The organism is Aquaspirillum serpens DSM 68 (assembly GCF_000420525.1).
GTDB classification, from domain to species: Bacteria; Pseudomonadota; Gammaproteobacteria; order Burkholderiales; family Aquaspirillaceae; genus Aquaspirillum; species Aquaspirillum serpens.
In genome coordinates this window covers 17073-34214 of record NZ_ATVC01000025.1, presented here as the reverse complement: position 1 = coordinate 34214, position 17142 = coordinate 17073, and the positions used below count along the sequence as shown (strand labels likewise).

Sequence of the window (17142 nt, the reverse complement as noted above, 5' to 3'; positions counted from 1 at the left end):
GGGGAAGACAACACATCACCGGCCTGCCGGTGGGTCGAAATGGAAACACCCCCACGGGCGTGGGGAAGACCCACCCAGATTAAAAATAACTTGCGAAACTTCGGAAACACCCCCACGGGCGTGGGGAAGACCAAACCTTTCTCGTTCAAAACTCCGTTTTCGAGGAAACACCCCCACGGGCGTGGGGAAGACTTAAGCGCAGAGGAACAGCAACAGTTGCTGCGAGAAACACCCCCACGGGCGTGGGGAAGACTTACATCGCCGCCGGCATCGCGGAATTGCTGCAGAAACACCCCCACGGGCGTGGGGAAGACCGCATCACTGCCTCTTTCTGCTTTCTTGCAGCAGAAACACCCCCACGGGCGTGGGGAAGACCGCATCACTGCCTCTTTCTGCTTTCTTGCAGCAGAAACACCCCCACGGGCGTGGGGAAGACCAAAGTAGACTCGCCTTTTTCCAAAGCTTCGAGGAAACACCCCCACGGGCGTGGGGAAGACCTTTTTAAGGCGGCTGAGGCGGGTTATATGGCAGAAACACCCCCACGGGCGTGGGGAAGACATTTACCGCCGTCAGTATTGGACTATGCCTAAGGAAACACCCCCACGGGCGTGGGGAAGACCTTTCGAGCAGTTTCCGGCTTATTTGTCGCAAAGAAACACCCCCACGGGCGTGGGGAAGACAACGAGATGGTTAAGAAGAAAGTCGGTTTATCGGAAACACCCCCACGGGCGTGGGGAAGACCAATGCAATCAAAGATTATGTTGAGTTTGATGAGAAACACCCCCACGGGCGTGGGGAAGACTTGCTGCAATTATTAAGCAGCATCGTGCTGATGGAAACACCCCCACGGGCGTGGGGAAGACCTTATGATAGTGCGCTGTCCAATGATTATTTTGGAAACACCCCCACGGGCGTGGGGAAGACCTGATTTATCAAGCGCACAATCTGCTGCAGCGAGAAACACCCCCACGGGCGTGGGGAAGACTGTAGCGCTTGCAAGCGATATGTATCGAGATGAGAAACACCCCCACGGGCGTGGGGAAGACATAACAAATGTGCTTTGATAAGTATGCGCATAAGAAACACCCCCACGGGCGTGGGGAAGACAGCAACAGATTGTGCTGAGCATACTACTATTATACTAGCTATTGTAGTTCTGAGGAATTTAGGGTTTCTACTATCAATTGCAATCCATCAATTGTGGTCTGCGGCTTTCTTGGTGTTCCAATCGTGACTATACGATATCCAGGTGGTTTAGGCTGCGAAACATAGATCATTACACCAGATTCAACGGGGCAATGTTTTACCAGATAGTCAACCACGGTTTGTGCAACAGAATCTTTAATACCAGATACAAAAACATTTGCCCGTGGTTCTATGAACCATAATTTCATACGTCCACGAACAGCAGGAGGCAGTTCATTTGCGATGACGATGACCATGTTTTCCTCGCATTAGTGAATTTATATCGGACACTGCTGTATCCAACAAATCCATGTCCAGTGCACGTTTTCTAAATTGAGCAGAAACAATGTGCTTGTTGTAACGACCAGCCATGTCTTTAGTGAGAGAAAAGGCCAGATCAATACATAAATTTTCTTTATATAAATCAGCAAGATCGTAAACAAAAGGCAATGGGCTACCTGAGTGAATAAAACCAATATGAGGAGAATAGCCTAAGCTATGAACAACAGAACAGAGAATGCCATAGAGGGCAGCATTACAAGCAGTTAGAACCTGGTTAGTGATATCACCCAACTCGAACTTACCAGGAACATACTGTCGTCCTTTCCAGCCAACTTGATATTCTTCGGCTTTCTCTTGGTAAAGATTTTTGACTCGTTGTCCTTCCATGCCCATCATAGAAGCCAAAGTCTTATCCTCCAGATCAGCATCTGGAAAACGACGTGCAAAAAGTTGTTTCGCAACACCCAAGGCAAGTTCTTCATCGGCAGCAAGCTTAATTTGCTGTTTAAGGTTACGCGTATCTGCAGTGGGTAAAAACCCCGCTGCATAAAACAGCAAACTATCTTCACCGACCCAACTGACAGAACAATTTGCGGCAACCATTGTTTTAACAGCTTCATGGGTGATGCTTGTACCTGGCCCGAGTAGCAATGTATTGATCGTTGCAATGGGCAAAGGAATCACTTGCCCATCAGCATCCAACCATTTCACACTACTATCATCAACCTCCAGCCGCCCACGTTCTAGGTAAAGAAATGGATATTTATCTTTTACTTGTGGCAAAGATTCACGAGTCACCTTCACTAGCAGGCGCTGGATTTGGCTCATAATGTTGAATCCTCCTCAGAGTAAAATACTGTGACTTGACGATCGCGATAGCGCTTGTCCTGGCCAAATTGCAAAGGAACATCGTTTAAGGTGATGACTTCGCCATCATGCGCACCTTGACGTACAAAAAAACTACGAGCACGGTTTTTCACACAAGCTAATTCATCAGCAAATTTCAGTGCATGTTCCGTATCCACATAAATACCCTGATACACTAACTCGGTAGGGACACAAGTTTTGCGGCCAAGGTAAACATCCCATACAGGGCAACGCAATGCCTCGGCAAACGCATCAGCGTGCTCTGTTGGAACCTCCAACACCACGGCAAAAGTCATATCTTGAAGATAATAGCGATAGGTCATTTTCGTCCCTCCTCCTACCGCTTTTTTACCGTCACTTGTTTTTGGAATCAGTAGATTCTGCCATGGATCCGCATCATCATAACCACTACCCACCATATGAAAATCACGTAGTAACGGTTGACGTAAGCTAGGCTTATCGTCGTTATTTTTTGGGGTATATGCCACAAGTTGCATATCTAGATCAGCCAACTGCGCTAATAAATCACGCTGTTCACCCCCAGCCCCAAGGGCACAACACAACAATCCTAAAACCCCCGATTTTGTTGGAAAAGGCAAACTGTCACGACGACCAAAACGCGAATCGTGTCCCCATGCTTGCAATGGCCCTTCTAGCCATAACAACAAATAAGGGTTGCTCATTCTTTACCCTCACTCAACATGAGTTTGTAGACCAGCAATTAAATCATCTATCGAAAAATTCTCATCTTCCCCCCATTCAAAATCGGCAACCTTGCCGAACAAAGAACCAGATAATTTTTCTTTTTTAGCCAAATAATCTTTCAATGCCGCGATACTAGGCTGTAGATAACCACCATTTTGCGCTTTAATCGCTGTTTCAAAAGGCACTTGTAAGCGTTGTCCCCGACGGACGAAAACCTTGGCAAACTCCCATGGAGACGCGCCCGACTGTGTCGTTTGACGTGCAGTCGGTACAGCAACAAACAACGCCTGAGTGAAAGCAGCAATCGCTTGTTTAAGTTGTCCCTCACCTAGCGTTTGTGCGAGTTGCCCTAAATCGAGGCTGATATAACGATAATAAGTGGCAGCGTTATATTCTAAGCTACCCATATGTGCCGACCCGGGTTCTGTTTGCAAATCATCTAACGCAGTGAAAAACTCAACTTCATTACTGACTTTATGTGTTGAAATTGCATGAGAAAAACTCGCAGCCGCTTCAACATTCATCTCGGCAGCCTTCGCCACCATTCGACCAAATAACGCAATATCAAGGGCGTCGACAGCAGAACTCAATGCTTTCTTTGCAACCTTTGCTAAATCCTTATCCTTGATTTTGCTGGCATCAAATGCCAATGCCTTCGCATAATCCGCAAAAGCCGCCGCCTCAGTTCCACTCAAAAACAGCAAGGTATCGTCGCTTAATGTCTCAGCCATCTTCTGAGCACATGCAGTCGCAGCGACCTCATCTGCCCCCACATCCACTAAGGCCTGTTGCAATAGCGCCTCAACTTTTTTGGTTCGCACACCCAATTTGATACCAAAGTCTTTCATGGCCAAGCGTACCTGACGCTTCCAACATTGCGAGCTCACCCGTGCACGTGTGGTACCGCCAATAATCGCTGTTTTAGGGGCGCCAACATCATCACGATTTAAGCAAGTGACGGGGAAAGATTGCAAAATGTGAAACTCAATACGGGTATTTTTAAGCATGACTTAACATCCTTATCAGGCGTTACAAGAGGGGTCAATCAAAGGGACAATTTGTAATAGGCCACAACCAAAAGCTCTACCTCGGCCAATCCCACGGGTAAAACTTGCAGCGAAGAGATCGGGCGAAACAACTTGTAATGTGCCTTGCAAATGCGCTTGAGCAAGCGTCACATTGCGCTGCGATTTATCTTGAAAACGCAACACCTCAACACGGTCAATTTGTAACTGGGTTTGTTCTACAATAAATCCCCAATTAGCTTGAGCACGTTCAACAAACCATGCAGCAATTTCATCACGCTGACGAATTGGTACTAATTTTTTAGTGCTGTTGTTTCGGCGAGTAGGATTGACAATTAACTTAAAACGATAACGATGATGGGATAAAAAATGGTTTGGTAGTGGCTGTGTACGGATTTCGCCATACTGACCATCCACTTTCTCCATTGGCTCGCGATTAGATAACAAAAGCACATCACGGCCATGAAAATCGCCCCCTAAATCCGCAAACTGAATACCACTGGTTTCGCTGGTTTGTTTATCCAACTCACTGCGAATATCAGGAAATAAGCTATACACCACTCGATGCAACGAATATGGATCGGTTATTCGTAATGCGTGGCAATCCTGTCGATTGAGCCGTAATACGCTAGCAAACAGGGTTTGGCTCATACTTGCTCCTCTTCTACAGGTCTATGGTAAAACTCCTGTGCCCATTGCGCTTTAACCCGTTGATTATCTCGCCCAAACTGTAATAACTGTTTTAATAAGCGCTCATAATCTAGCGTCTGGCGCGTTTTGCTTTGGATAAGCGAGAGAACACCACGCAGAATCCGACATACTTCAGCCGTATCATCACACGCTAATAACCGACGTAATCTTGCTTTAGCCTGATCACTGTTAGCCCCTTCCTCATAACACGCCGCGATTGCAGCACCAAGAGAGCATGAACCATTTTGATCTGCTTTTGCACGAGCAACCGCAGCAGCCACCAATAAATAAGGTAATCGAGGGTGATCGAATTCAATAGGGATGTTAAATGTGGCTAATAGCTCCCAACTTTGATACTCAGTGGCAGGGTTATCAGCACGCCGTAACCGTGCAGCAAAGCCCTTATCTCGCAGACAGTTATCTAGGACATAGCGGATGAACTGTTGTGCCTTATCAGGTTTTTTATTCTCACTCATGCGGCCTCCTGTTGTAGATGCAGGTATTTACGAAGATTAGGACGACTTTTTGCCCACGCATCCAGTTGTCGCGCCGTTTGCTGTGGGCATTGGGTATTAAAGATATGGTGTAGATTGTCAGCAAATCGACGACGTAATTGGAAGCGTTGTTGCACTTGGCTGCGCTCACAAGCATGAAGGAGGGTTTGTGCTTCTCGTTCACACAATTGCCAAAACAAGGCCGTGGCTTGTTCTGCTATGGTTTTACCATCAACTTTTTGTTCTTTGTAATAACTGATTACACAGCCATATAGCAATTTAGAGAAGTCATTGAGGACATCAATTTCACCACGCAAATTGGCTAGCCATTCACCATCTAATTCTGAGGCATAAAGCCAAAAGACCGATTCAACGTAATCATCATCTCCAGATACATACTGCTCACCTGCGTTACTGCTGACACGTAACCCACCTGACCAAATAGCAAAACAGTCACTGACTAATTTGGCATGCCGTACTGCAACTCGTAGCTGCAGACAATCAAAGGTGTTTTGCTGAGACTCAACAAAACCGAGTAACGCGGTGAGTTCTCGCCAAGGACGACGCAAGGGATTGACCCATAACACTTTCGGCTCTTTGGCGCGACGATCAACTGCAATTGAGGGATCAACACCCCCGACTTTGTAATCTGGATGTGCAATTCCTTCGCTGTAGTGCAAACCATTGTCAGTAAACAGACAGAAACGGGACAGCGGTACTAAACGTCCCATTAACGTTGTTTTATGAATACGTGCAATCGAACAGTCTTCCCCAGTTGGCATTTCTTCCCATATTGCACGTCCCACTCCACCCGGATACAAACCACTTTGTTGAACATCTTGTTGAGTAAAGAGATTAAGGCGCAGGGTCTGCCACAGTGTTTCGCCTAAAACAAAGTTGTGCAATAGGCCCATAAACCCTACGGAAGGCCCTGATTTGGCAGAAGATGGCTTTCCTTTTGCATTGGTTTTATTTGGATAGCCAGAGGTGAGGACAACACTGTTATCTGTTTTTTTACCACTAAGAGCAAACCCCATTTGCGCGACTAATAACAACGCTTTATCCGCGTCATCTAAAGGTTTTTCCTGCTGGGTTTGTGTCAATACAGTGGTGTTGCCAGTAGAGACATCGGGAAGTGCAGTTCCATAACTTTTGCACTCTGCCTTTTGAATTGCCGGAACTTGTAAGAATGGTTTTTCACCATAGAGGAAAAAGGCATCTCGCCAACGTTTAAGATAGGTTAAACAACGCGCTGCCAATGTTTGTTCATCCATCGCCAGCCATGCTGACTCATCATGTGGTGTTGCCGCAGCTTGGGCTAAGGCCAGCAGTAATTTCAACAGCGCTATTTTTTGTACGGGTGAACCCCCTAATGCTCGATAGTCTGGATGGGTAAAAAACTCGGTTAAACTTACTCGGCCCACGTCGGCTATTGGCAGCCACGGTTCATCTATCAGGTTAAAGCGGTTTTGCATTGTGTCGCTCTCAAGAAGATTTCAGTACCTGATAACCTAAGTCATCACGGTAGGTATGGTCATACTTATTTTGTCCAGTCTGCCCGAAAGGCATATTAATCTTATTGCATTCATTTACCAAGCCAATCCGCAAAAAAGATTCTGTGTACTGTGGCTCTCCAAGGTAAAAAAGATGTTGAAATCCTAATTTTTCCAATTGATTTTTTTGGCAGGCAGGGGGTGCAAGGCTAGGCCGTAGTTGAATCAGCTCGCGCATCAGCCGGATGGTCAGTTTTCGCCACTTTGCCGCTGGCCATTGATGACGTTGAGTTGGAAAACAACAGGTAGACCCATCTAATAAGGTCAGCTGTGTTTGTTGTGTTTCTGGTAAATAGCGAATCGCTGTTAATAACAGGACGTCGATACTGTCTTGTTCACTATATCGTGTTGCACAATGATGATCTGATTGCGTGTTACCAGCAGTCGCCAGTGTACCGTGCGCCAGCCGTTGCAAGTCTTGGCGCCCAATTTGCCGATAGTTTCCACGCTGGACTCCATGCTCAAGTTCATATTGCCAACGTGCCATGTCGCCAGATTCATTTCTATCGCAATAGGTGGCTTCTAAGAGTGGTCGAATATTATCCGGCAAACAGATCGAAGATTGACATTGCCAACTCTCTAAACTACGACATAAAACATAGCTGCTATACACAGAAGCAGTGCTAGCAAATGCTTGTAGGGGAGAGGCAATCGCAGCTTGTAAATCTGGTGCTAATAACCATGCCTCTAGTCGTGCATCCTTTGGTCTTGGTGTGTTTTGATGTCGCCATAAACGACCAAGGCGTTGTAGCAACATATCGGTTGGAGCAAAACGACTGATCAAAAAATCAGCATCAATATCTAATGATTGCTCAACAACCTGAGTCCCAACCAAGATCCGGCCCTGTAAACATCTTTGTTGCCAGTTCTCTTTACCAAACAAGTTAACCCACTTGTTTTCGTTAGATTGACGATGACTGAGTGTAAAACGAGAATGTAATAGACCACATTGAACATTGAGTTCTTTTCCTCGGGCAGCAAGAATTTGATAAAAATGCTGTGCTTGTGCAACAGTATTTTCCACCCAAAGAACTTGTTGCCCCTGTTGTGCACGATATAAAGCTTCTTCTATCGCATCTTCATCTTTTGTCAGAAACTTAAGGTTAATTTCTCGTTTTTCGGGCGGTTCTGTTGAAATTTCGACTAGGTGACTTTGATGTGCCAAGGCAGAAACCAATGGGTAGTCATGGTTCTTTACTGAAGTATCTAATAGTTGCTCTCGCCTACGCTGAGTTAAGGTTGCACTCAAAACAATGACAGTGCAGTTAAGCTGACGCAGCAATTTCACTAATTCAGACAGAATAGTTCCTGTATACATATCATAGCTATGTACCTCATCTAGAATCACAACTTTGCCTGCTAACCCAAAGGCACGCACAAAACCATGTTTGACATTCATGGCTGCCATCAGCGCTTGGTCGATAGTTCCTACTGCGAAAGGAGCTAATAGTCCCCTTTTTGCTTGGTTAAACCATGCACCACCGGGCCGACCTTCCTCACCCATTTCGGTGTCTAATAACCATGCCTGTCCATGAAGCAATAAACCACGGCGATGGCGACAATTTGGTAACAAAATCTTTTCAAGAAAATCGGAAAAACGCTCATAAACTTTGTTAGAGGTAAGTTGAGTCGGCAAAGCAAAATAAATACCCATTGCCTGTTTTGACACAAGCATTTGATACGCAGCAAATAAAGCAGCCTCTGTTTTTCCTTGACCCATTGGTGCTTCTAATACATAGACACCGGGCTTGCTAATTGCCTGACAAAGCGTTTCTTGTAATGGTCGGGGAGAAAATCCAAAGATTTTATGAAAATCAAGATTATGGCGAATAAGTGGCGGGACAAAACCCACATCATCTAGTGCAGATTGAATGAAAGGCCGCCAATCTTTTTGTGGATCTTCAAACCAAGCGCCAGAACCTATCCAGTCTGCCACGCTGGTTAGACCCGCTAGCAAACGTGCTTGTACTGGATCCGACACAATTGGCCAATTTGCATTAAGTGTTTCTTTTAAGGCTTGAACTAACTTTTCTCTTTCCTGCTGCCAGCCGGTACCACCAAACACTTCAGCCTCTGCCGAATAGCTACCTACTTCAGGTCGAAAGCCATGATGCTGGCCAAGAACCTCCGCTAAAAGTGGGCTAACTCCCATTGCCTGTGCAGCAATTTGACTCACTCCTGCATGGCCACCCCACTGGGATTCTTTTTCTGGAGTGATGTCTGGCAATTTTTCAAGGGAATTTTTGTGACAAGCTTGTCTTAACTTTTCGTAGAAATAGGGACTGACTTTGCCAATATCGTGACAAGCGGCAACAAGATGAGAACCCGCAGGAAAATCAATCGCAAAGGCATAGTGACTCATCAATGCTTTTGCAACTTCTCCTACGATTTGACAATGATTAAAAACGGATCTGCCAAGCTGCACATCTCCTGTCTCTGCGTGGAGATAAGTCTTTGCAGGACAAAGCTCAAAAGAAATCACTGGGATTGATGATGATAAACGACGTGCTCTCATTTTATTACCTTAACATCATGAAAAACTCACAGTTTATCCAAAATGTTATCAACAGAGAGCACAAAATAAAAAAACCCAGCAAGCATAGGGCTTTTGCTGGGCTTTTTTGGCAACGCTAGGCATTGCTTTTAATTCTGTGGTGCCGGCGGCAGGATTCGAACTCGCGACCCCCTGATTACAAGTCAGGTGCTCTACCAACTGAGCTACACCGGCGTTGAAGAGGAGCTCATTATGTCAGCGCTTATTAGTTTTAGCAAGCACTTTTTCTTGTTTTTTTCTCACCACAGCAGGATTTTTAGCTACCTTGTTGTTTTTTCTGGATTTTATTAATGGTTTTTTCGGGTTGTTGATGGCCTTCTTTTTCACAACAGCACGACGTACCTGTGCCGGAGAGCGCTTCACTGCCGTAGGTTTCTTCACTTGTTTAGAGGCAAGCGCTGCCTTGGCCCGTGTAGTGGGGACTTTTTTGCTAGCTATTTTTGTGGAAGGGCGTATTTTCGCTTTTGTCACCACCGCTTTTTTCTTCGCCGCTTGCGCTCGCAAAGCAGCTTTATTTTTCACCACTTGACGTGAAGGTTTAGCCGACTTGGCAAGTTTGCCTTTTAGCTGAGGCTGGGCACGCGCTTTTAGCATACGTTGGTTTTTGGGCGTGACTTTTGCTTTGACTTTTTTCGTTTTGTTGACGGCTGGCCGTTTCTTGATCACAGCCTTGCTTGTCGCCCGTTGAGTGGGTTTTTTATCTGCAACAGGCTGGCTAGGTGAGACAGTACGAGTAACAGCAGGGCGTTTTTTTTGCACTTGTGGCGCGAAATCACCTGGCAATGGCGCATCTTCCGCGTACGCCACAGGCATCATTGCAGTGCAAAAAACTACGAGAAGGACGTTGTATAAATGTTTCATCAGCAGTTTTTAGCAAAAAGGTAGAGAAAAATTGCATTTAATGATTGAAGAACTACTTAGGTGATATTTATATTACCACCGTCTGACTGGGACCGTCTTTGACGTGTCACCAGATGTTCAATATTTTGATGTGTTGCGACACAGGGAGTTTCCCCATGAAATTTTCACGACGAAAGCTGTTAATGGCGCTGGTAGCAAGTGCCTTTGTGGCGGCATGTGGTAAGAGTGCTGAACCCAAACCTGCGGATAATGCGGCAGCGCCTGCTGCACCAGCTGCAACGGAAACACGCGCCTACGTCGTTGGCACGGACGCGGCTTATGCACCGTTCGAGTTTGAAAATGAGAAAAAAGAAGTACAAGGCTTTGATATTGATGTCTTGACTGCTATCGCAGAAAAAGCCGGCATCCAAGTGAAATTCGTCAACACCCCGTGGGAAGGCATCTTTGCTACGTTGGATCAAGGCGACCGTGATATCGTGATCTCCGCCGTCACCATCACTGACGAGCGCAAACAATCGATGGACTTCACCGAACCCTACTTTGAAGCACGCCAGCTGATCGCCATCGGCAAAGGGGTAACCGACATTAAAACTTTCAATGATCTGAAAGGGAAAAAAGTCGGCGTTCAAACCGGTACTACCGGTGATGAAGTGATACAAAAGCTGTTAGGCAAAACCAGCGAGGACATCAAACGCTTTGAAAGCACGCCATTGGCGATGAAAGAGCTGGAGAGTGGCGGTGTACAGGCGGTGGTGGCAGATAATGGTGTAGTCATTAACTATCTGCAAAACAACGCCAGCGCCGGTTTGAGCCTGATTGAAGATAATCAAAGCTTTACCCCTGAGTTCTATGGTATTGCAGTGAAAAAAGGCAATGCTGAGCTACTTGGTAAACTGAATGAAGGACTGAAAGCGATTAAAGCAGACGGTACTTACGATAAGATCTACGCCAAGTGGTTTGGCGAGAAAAAAGCGGGCTAACCCCATTTTCTCTGCTCTATTGGAAGCGCACCGGTCATCCCGGTTGCGCTTCTTTTAATTTTTTCACCACATAAAAAACGGGGAACGCTATGGACTTTCGCTGGGCGATGATTATCGAATACATGCCCTTGTTCATCAATGGCCTCAAAATGACGCTGATGATTACCCTCATCGCTGTCTTTTTTGGCACGCTAATTGGTCTGTTGATGGGAATGGCACGTTTGGCTGATGCCAAACATGGGGCACAACGCTATTTATTGCGTTTTGGCGTGCGGCTACCGGCTGCTGCCTATGTCACTTTTTTTCGTGGTACGCCGCTATTTGTGCAAATTTTGCTGATTCACTTTGCACTGATGCCGATGTTAGTCCATCCAGTCGATGGTTTACTGATTTCGGGTGAAACTGCACGCGAATTACGGCAAAACTATGGTGCCTTTTTATCTGGTTTGCTGGCATTGACGCTCAACGCTGGGGCATATATCACGGAGATTTTCCGTGCAGGTATTCAATCGATAGACAAAGGGCAGATGGAGGCCGCTCGTTCACTGGGGATGTCCTATGGCCAAGCGATGAAGGAAATCATCATCCCACAAGCGTTCCGCCGCATGTTACCACCGCTGGGGAATGAAGCCATTATGCTGTTAAAAGACAGCTCGCTAGTGTCAGCGATTGGCTTGGCAGAGTTGGCCTTTGCGGCTCGGACGGTAGCAGGGGTCTACTCTCGCTATTGGGAGCCCTATCTGACCATTTCCTTCCTCTATCTCGGCCTGACCTTGCTGTTGGCTTGGGGTGTGGCTGCACTCGAGAAAAAATACCAAATGAAATCTCGCTAAGTCGTTGTGTTGGGTTGCCACACTACAGCAACCCAACTTTGACTCTACGCCAGTGGTTTTTTGGGTGGATACGCTACTACGCTTAGCCACCCTACACTGGTTTAATGTGTCTTTTGCAAACTGCGGAAAATACGCTGATAAAACGCAACCCGCTTTTCTGACAACTCACCACGCTGTACCGCCTGCTGTAGTGCACAGCTAGGTTCAACCAGATGCAAACAATTATGAAATTTGCACTGTCCCAAGAAGGGCTGAAAGTCAGGAAAATAGCTAGCTAACGCCAATGGCTCGATATGCTGCAAACCAAATTCTTGTAAACCGGGGGAGTCAATGAGGTGCGAGGTGGCATCAAGGTGATACAGCTGCGCATGGGTTGTCGTGTGTCGTCCAGAATCCAACGCCACAGAAATATCCCCAACCCGCGCCGCCGCTTCAGGCACTAAGGCATTGGTCAAAGTTGATTTTCCCATGCCGGATTGCCCAACCAATACCGATGTCTGGTCTTGTAACCATTGGCGCAATGGTGACACATCTTGCAAAGCAGATAATTCTAAGACCGGATAGCCCAAGGCGACAAAGGGGGCTAATTGCTGTCGTGCTTGTGCAACTTCGGGTAAATCAGCCTTGTTCAATACGATCCGTGCTTCTATACCAGCCGCTTCCGCCGCCAATAAACAACACGCTAACAATTCCTCGCTAAACGTTGGTACCGGCGCGACCACTAACACCAAGAGCGACACATTGGCAGCGATGATCTTGCTGCGAAACGCATCAGAACGATATAGCAGAGACGAACGGGTTTCATGGCCACTGATTACCCCTTGCTCGCTATTTTCAATCGTTAAATACACCACATCACCACAGGCATAGTCGGTGCGCTTGCCGCGAGTGGTACAGTCATAACAGGTACCATCGGCCAATTCAACAATAAAGCGGCGGCCATGACTTTTCACAATCACACCGGTGAGTTCAGCGGTTTTTGCTTGTGCATCATGCAAAGAACGGGAAGGACGTGCGGGGGAACGACTCAAGACAAAAATCCTTGCAGTTTAGCCACCCGTGCGGTGGCGGGGGGATGTGAATCATAGAAAGCGGAGTGCAGTGGATCGGGCGTTAATGTGGCAGCGTTATCACGATAGAGTTTGGTTAAGGCACTGATCAACGCTGCCGCCGGTGCGTGTTGGGCAGCAAACTCATCGGCCTGATACTCCTGCCGCCGTGATAATGCGCTAAAAAGCGGTGTCAGTGGGAACAACAGTAGCGGTAGTAATTGGCTGAATAGAAATAACGCAGCAGCAGCTGAAACCGTATTGACCCCCAATTGTTGATAAAAAGCAGAGGTATCTGCCAACACACCCAACACCGCAAATAACAACAGACTAAAAATAATGCTGCCCCATAACCGTTGTCGGATATGTTGATGATGGAAATGACCTAACTCATGCGCCAGCACCGCTTCAATTTCGTCATGACTGAGATGGTCTAATAAAGTATCAAAAAACACGATGCGCTTAGCCCGACCAAAGCCAGTGAAATAGGCATTGCCATGAGCCGAGCGTTTTGAGCTGTCCATCACAAAAATGCCCTGACTATCAAACCCACAACGCTGTAACAACCGTTCGACCCTGTCCTTTAACACTACATCAGCAAGCGGCGTAAAACGATTAAACAGCGGTGCAATCCACAGCGGAAAAATCACCATCAGCAAAACAGAAAACCCAACCCACAATCCCCACGCCCACAACCACCATTGTTCGCCCGCCGAAACCATCAACGCCAGCAGTGCAGCAATCAGGCCACCACCTAACACCGCTCCCAGTAACGCACCGCGCAAGATATCGAGGACAAATAAGCGACGTGATAGGCGGTTGAAACCAAAACGGGCTTCAAGGTGAAAATGGGAATAGTAGAGAAATGGCAGCTCAACCAGCTGTAACACGGCAAACACCGAGAGCAATACCACGGTTTGTTGAGCAATACCGGATGGCAATAGGACCATCCACAGCTGTTGCAACCACTCAAAGCCACCGCCTAGGGTTAACCACAGTAGCATCAGGGTATGAAACAGCAGTTGGATTTGACCAAAGCGGCTTTTGGCAATCGCGTATTGCGCGGCTTTTTCATGCTGTTCGGGGGGAATATGAGCGGCAAACAAGCTGGGTACCCGTCCAGCATGAGCAGCAACATGACGCCGTTGTCGATAGGCTAAATAACTCTGAACAAGGAATGAGATACCCAACAAGGACAAAAAAACCACCGTAAAAGGAAAAGCGGACAGGGTATCGTTCATAAATGGGCGCTGCTTGACCTAAAATGTGTGCGACAATTTGAAGATTTTGAAGGACAGACCGCTATGGCGCAAGATCAAAACCATCTCATTTGGCTAGACATGGAAATGACTGGCCTGTTCCCCGACCGCGACCGCATTATTGAATTGGCGGTGGTGATTACCGATGCCAATCTAAACACGGTTGCCGAATCGCCGGTGTTGGTGGTTCACCAACCAGACACGGTGTTAGAGGCAATGGACGATTGGAATAAAAACACCCACGGCAAAAGTGGCCTGATCGACAAGGTGAAAGCCTCTACCCTCACCGAGCAAGAAGCCGAAGCCCAGATGTTGGCCTTTATCAGCCAATATGTACCAGCACGCAAGTCGCCGATGTGTGGCAACTCTATTTGCCAAGACCGACGCTTTATGGCTCGGTGGATGCCAACGCTGGAGGATTATTTCCACTATCGCAATTTGGATGTATCAACCTTAAAAGAGCTGGCGAAGCGTTGGCGTCCCGATGTAGCAAAAGGGGTGGTCAAAAAAGGGCGTCACGAAGCCCTAGCTGATATCTACGAATCGATCGAAGAAATGAAACACTATCGTGAACATTTTATTCGCCTTGTCCCCTAACCTCTAAAACTTGCTGTGTATGAGTCAAATCAATCTTTCCTCGGTGTGGGTACAACTGCATCAACACCAACGTGCAACCCGTCATCTCCACATGCGCGATTTATTCGCCACCGAGCCAGATCGCTTTCAACGTTTTTCGTTACGGTTAGATGGTCTATTGCTGGATTACTCAAAAAACCGTATCACCGAACGTACCCGCGATTTATTGATTGAATTGGCTCATACTGCTGAATTGAGTACATGGATCAAACGTCTACAGGCGGGTGAACCGATCAATATCAGTGAAAAACGTGCCGTGATGCACCACGCGCTACGCGCACCGGCGGACAGTGAAATCTATGTCGATGGTGAAAATATTGTGCCGTCGATCCAAGCGGTGTTGCAGCGCGTAGGTGAATTTGTCGAGCAAGTTCACCAACAACACTGGCGCGGACATAGCGGCAAACCGATTCGGCATGTGGTGAATATTGGCATCGGCGGCTCCGATCTCGGCCCAATGTTGGTCACGCGAGCACTCAAACCGTATTCAGTTGGCAAAGTAGAATTGCACTTTGTGTCTAATCTGGATGGGCGCCATCTTGCCGATACTTTAGAAGCCCTCGATGCAGCAGAAACCTTATTTATTGTTGCCTCTAAATCTTTCAGTACCCCAGAAACGTTGTTAAACGCACAAGCCGCCCGAGAATGGTTCTTGGCTCAAGGCGGCAGTGTCGAGGCAATACAACAACATTTCGTTGCTGTTTCGAGCAATATCCCTGCGGCAACTGCATTTGGTATCTCGCCCGAAAACTGCTTTCCCTTTTGGGATTGGGTGGGAGGGCGTTATTCAGTGTGGTCGGCGATTGGCTTGCCGGTGATGTTATCGATTGGCATGACACACTTCCGCCAATTCTTGGCCGGCGCACACGCCATGGATTGCCATTTCTTTAGCGCGCCTTTTGCAGAGAATGCGCCCGTGCTGCTGGGATTGCTGGGGATTTGGTATAACACTTTCTACCGTGCCCATACCCATGCCGTAATGCCATACGATCAGGGGCTGTCACGCCTACCTGCCTATCTACAACAACTGGATATGGAATCGAATGGCAAGCGGGTCGGGCGGTGTGGGGCACGGTTGGACTTTAATACAGGGCCGATTATTTGGGGCGAAGTCGGCGTTAACAGCCAACATGCGTTTTTCCAGCTGCTGCACCAAGGCACCCGCCTAGTGCCCTGTGATTTTATTATTCCTGCCTGTGAACATGGCAAACTCAAAACCCACCATACCGCTATGTTGGCCAACTTTTTGGCACAAACCGAGGCCTTGATGCGCGGGAAGAATGAGGCTGAAGTGTTAGCAGAGTTTGGTGCAAAACTGCCTGACAATATTGATATTTTATTGCCACAAAAAGTATTTCCTGGCAATCAACCATCTAATACCTTAATTTTAGACAGTTTAAACCCGTATAATCTGGGTATGTTGTTAGCGTTGTATGAACACAAAGTGTTTGTGCAGGGCGTGATCTGGGGTATCAATTCCTTCGATCAATGGGGCGTGGAGTATGGCAAACAATTGGCACGCAAAATTGAGCCCGAGTTACGCGCAGGGCAACTGCCCAGCTTACAACACGATGCATCAACCAATGGCTTGATACGCCATATTCACCAACTGCGGCAACAACGGAACGCCCTGCCATGATCGACTTATTCCCTTTGCAAGATGACATTCAACACAGTGCACAGGCATTAGCACAGCAACTGCTACAACGAGGAGAGACGGTAGCAACAGCAGAGTCATGTACCGGTGGTCTGATTGCCGCAACATTGACCGAGATAGCCGGTAGTTCTGCGTGGTTTGGTTGGGGCGTGGTCAGTTATGCCAATGAAGCCAAGCAGCAGTTATTACAGGTTAATGCTCACACTCTCGCTACCGATGGTGCCGTCAGTCAAGCAGTGGTTGAACAAATGGCCATAGGCGTGCGCCAGCTTAGCGGTGCAAATTGGAGCATCGCTGTGTCGGGAATTGCTGGGCCTAGCGGTGATTCGGTAGATAAGCCAGTGGGTACGGTATGGATTGCTGTGGCAGGTGCACAAGGTTGCACCAGCCGTTGTCATCTCTTTACCGGAGACCGACAACATATTCGTGCCCACACGGTATTGATGGCTTTACAACAACTACAACTCGCATTGACTGTGTCAGACAACCAATAGTGTTTTCATAACCCCTTA

At 47.3% G+C, this 17142-nt stretch carries 16 protein-coding genes, 1 tRNA gene and 1 CRISPR repeat array; of the genes, 5 read left to right on the top strand and 12 right to left on the bottom strand.

Annotated elements, in window-relative coordinates:
* Nucleotides 1-42: 42 nt before the first annotated feature.
* Nucleotides 43-1107: a CRISPR direct-repeat array (repeat unit 28 nt; unit sequence GAAACACCCCCACGGGCGTGGGGAAGAC).
* 38 nt (nt 1108-1145) lie between these two features.
* The 10 genes from cas2e to G465_RS15050 form a co-directional block, all read right to left on the bottom strand.
* The gene (gene cas2e, locus G465_RS15400) at nt 1146-1442 is read right to left on the bottom strand and encodes a type I-E CRISPR-associated endoribonuclease Cas2e (protein ID WP_081642714.1); all 297 of its coding nucleotides are present in this window, start codon (nt 1440-1442) and stop codon (nt 1146-1148) included.
* On the bottom strand, nt 1420-2295 hold the full coding sequence (cas1e, locus tag G465_RS0106625; protein WP_022653700.1) for a type I-E CRISPR-associated endonuclease Cas1e: 876 nt from the start codon (nt 2293-2295) through the stop codon (nt 1420-1422). The genes cas2e and cas1e overlap by 23 nt, the downstream gene beginning before the upstream one ends.
* Nucleotides 2292-3017 carry a type I-E CRISPR-associated protein Cas5/CasD gene (gene cas5e, locus G465_RS0106620; protein WP_022653699.1) on the bottom strand — a complete coding sequence of 242 codons (726 nt, stop codon included), beginning with the start codon at nt 3015-3017 and terminating at the stop codon, nt 2292-2294. Before cas5e ends, cas1e begins: the two co-directional genes overlap by 4 nt.
* Nucleotides 3018-3026: 9 nt before the next feature.
* Nucleotides 3027-4046: a type I-E CRISPR-associated protein Cas7/Cse4/CasC gene (cas7e, locus tag G465_RS0106615; RefSeq protein ID WP_022653698.1), complete on the bottom strand. Its 1020-nt coding sequence runs from the start codon at nt 4044-4046 to the stop codon at nt 3027-3029.
* Between the two features lie 15 nt (nt 4047-4061).
* Nucleotides 4062-4715, bottom strand: coding sequence for a type I-E CRISPR-associated protein Cas6/Cse3/CasE (gene cas6e / locus G465_RS0106610; protein ID WP_022653697.1), 654 nt, complete (start codon nt 4713-4715; stop codon nt 4062-4064).
* On the bottom strand, nt 4712-5230 hold the full coding sequence (casB, locus tag G465_RS0106605; protein ID WP_022653695.1) for a type I-E CRISPR-associated protein Cse2/CasB: 519 nt from the start codon (nt 5228-5230) through the stop codon (nt 4712-4714). Before casB ends, cas6e begins: the two co-directional genes overlap by 4 nt.
* Nucleotides 5227-6723: a type I-E CRISPR-associated protein Cse1/CasA gene (gene casA / locus G465_RS0106600; protein ID WP_022653694.1), complete on the bottom strand. Its 1497-nt coding sequence runs from the start codon at nt 6721-6723 to the stop codon at nt 5227-5229. Before casA ends, casB begins: the two co-directional genes overlap by 4 nt.
* 10 nt (nt 6724-6733) lie before the next feature.
* On the bottom strand, nt 6734-9316 hold the full coding sequence (locus G465_RS0106595; RefSeq protein ID WP_027405244.1) for a CRISPR-associated helicase/endonuclease Cas3: 2583 nt from the start codon (nt 9314-9316) through the stop codon (nt 6734-6736).
* Nucleotides 9317-9453: 137 nt separating this feature from the next.
* Nucleotides 9454-9529, bottom strand: a tRNA-Thr gene (locus tag G465_RS0106590).
* 21 nt (nt 9530-9550) lie between these two features.
* Nucleotides 9551-10216: a hypothetical protein gene (locus tag G465_RS15050; RefSeq protein ID WP_155846509.1), complete on the bottom strand. Its 666-nt coding sequence runs from the start codon at nt 10214-10216 to the stop codon at nt 9551-9553.
* Nucleotides 10217-10371: 155 nt separating this feature from the next.
* Here G465_RS15050 and G465_RS0106580 point away from each other — a divergent pair, with 155 nt between their 5' ends.
* Together G465_RS0106580 and G465_RS0106575 are read left to right on the top strand one after the other, a co-directional pair.
* On the top strand, nt 10372-11196 hold the full coding sequence (locus G465_RS0106580; protein ID WP_027405243.1) for a basic amino acid ABC transporter substrate-binding protein: 825 nt from the start codon (nt 10372-10374) through the stop codon (nt 11194-11196).
* Between the two features lie 89 nt (nt 11197-11285).
* The gene (locus tag G465_RS0106575) at nt 11286-12029 is read left to right on the top strand and encodes an amino acid ABC transporter permease (protein WP_022653688.1); all 744 of its coding nucleotides are present in this window, start codon (nt 11286-11288) and stop codon (nt 12027-12029) included.
* A gap of 101 nt (nt 12030-12130) precedes the next feature.
* Here G465_RS0106575 and rsgA read toward each other — a convergent pair whose 3' ends face one another.
* Both rsgA and G465_RS0106565 read right to left on the bottom strand, forming a co-directional pair.
* A complete protein-coding gene (gene rsgA / locus G465_RS0106570; protein ID WP_022653687.1) occupies nt 12131-13027 on the bottom strand; it encodes a ribosome small subunit-dependent GTPase A in 897 nt (298 codons plus the stop codon).
* A 29-nt stretch (nt 13028-13056) separates the two neighbouring features.
* Nucleotides 13057-14319, bottom strand: coding sequence for a M48 family metallopeptidase (locus G465_RS0106565; RefSeq protein WP_022653686.1), 1263 nt, complete (start codon nt 14317-14319; stop codon nt 13057-13059).
* Nucleotides 14320-14382: 63 nt separating this feature from the next.
* On the opposite strand from G465_RS0106565, the gene orn reads away from it, so the two are divergent.
* The 3 genes from orn to G465_RS0106550 are packed head-to-tail and all read left to right on the top strand — an operon-like array spanning nt 14383 to nt 17124.
* Entirely contained in the window at nt 14383-14934 is a 552-nt protein-coding gene (gene orn, locus G465_RS0106560; RefSeq protein ID WP_022653685.1) for an oligoribonuclease, read from the top strand.
* A 19-nt stretch (nt 14935-14953) separates the two neighbouring features.
* Nucleotides 14954-16612 (top strand): glucose-6-phosphate isomerase, encoded by a 1659-nt coding sequence (gene pgi / locus G465_RS0106555; protein WP_022653684.1) that lies wholly within the window; start codon nt 14954-14956, stop codon nt 16610-16612.
* On the top strand, nt 16609-17124 hold the full coding sequence (locus tag G465_RS0106550) for a CinA family protein (RefSeq protein WP_022653683.1): 516 nt from the start codon (nt 16609-16611) through the stop codon (nt 17122-17124). Before pgi ends, G465_RS0106550 begins: the two co-directional genes overlap by 4 nt.
* Nucleotides 17125-17142 lie beyond the last annotated feature (18 nt).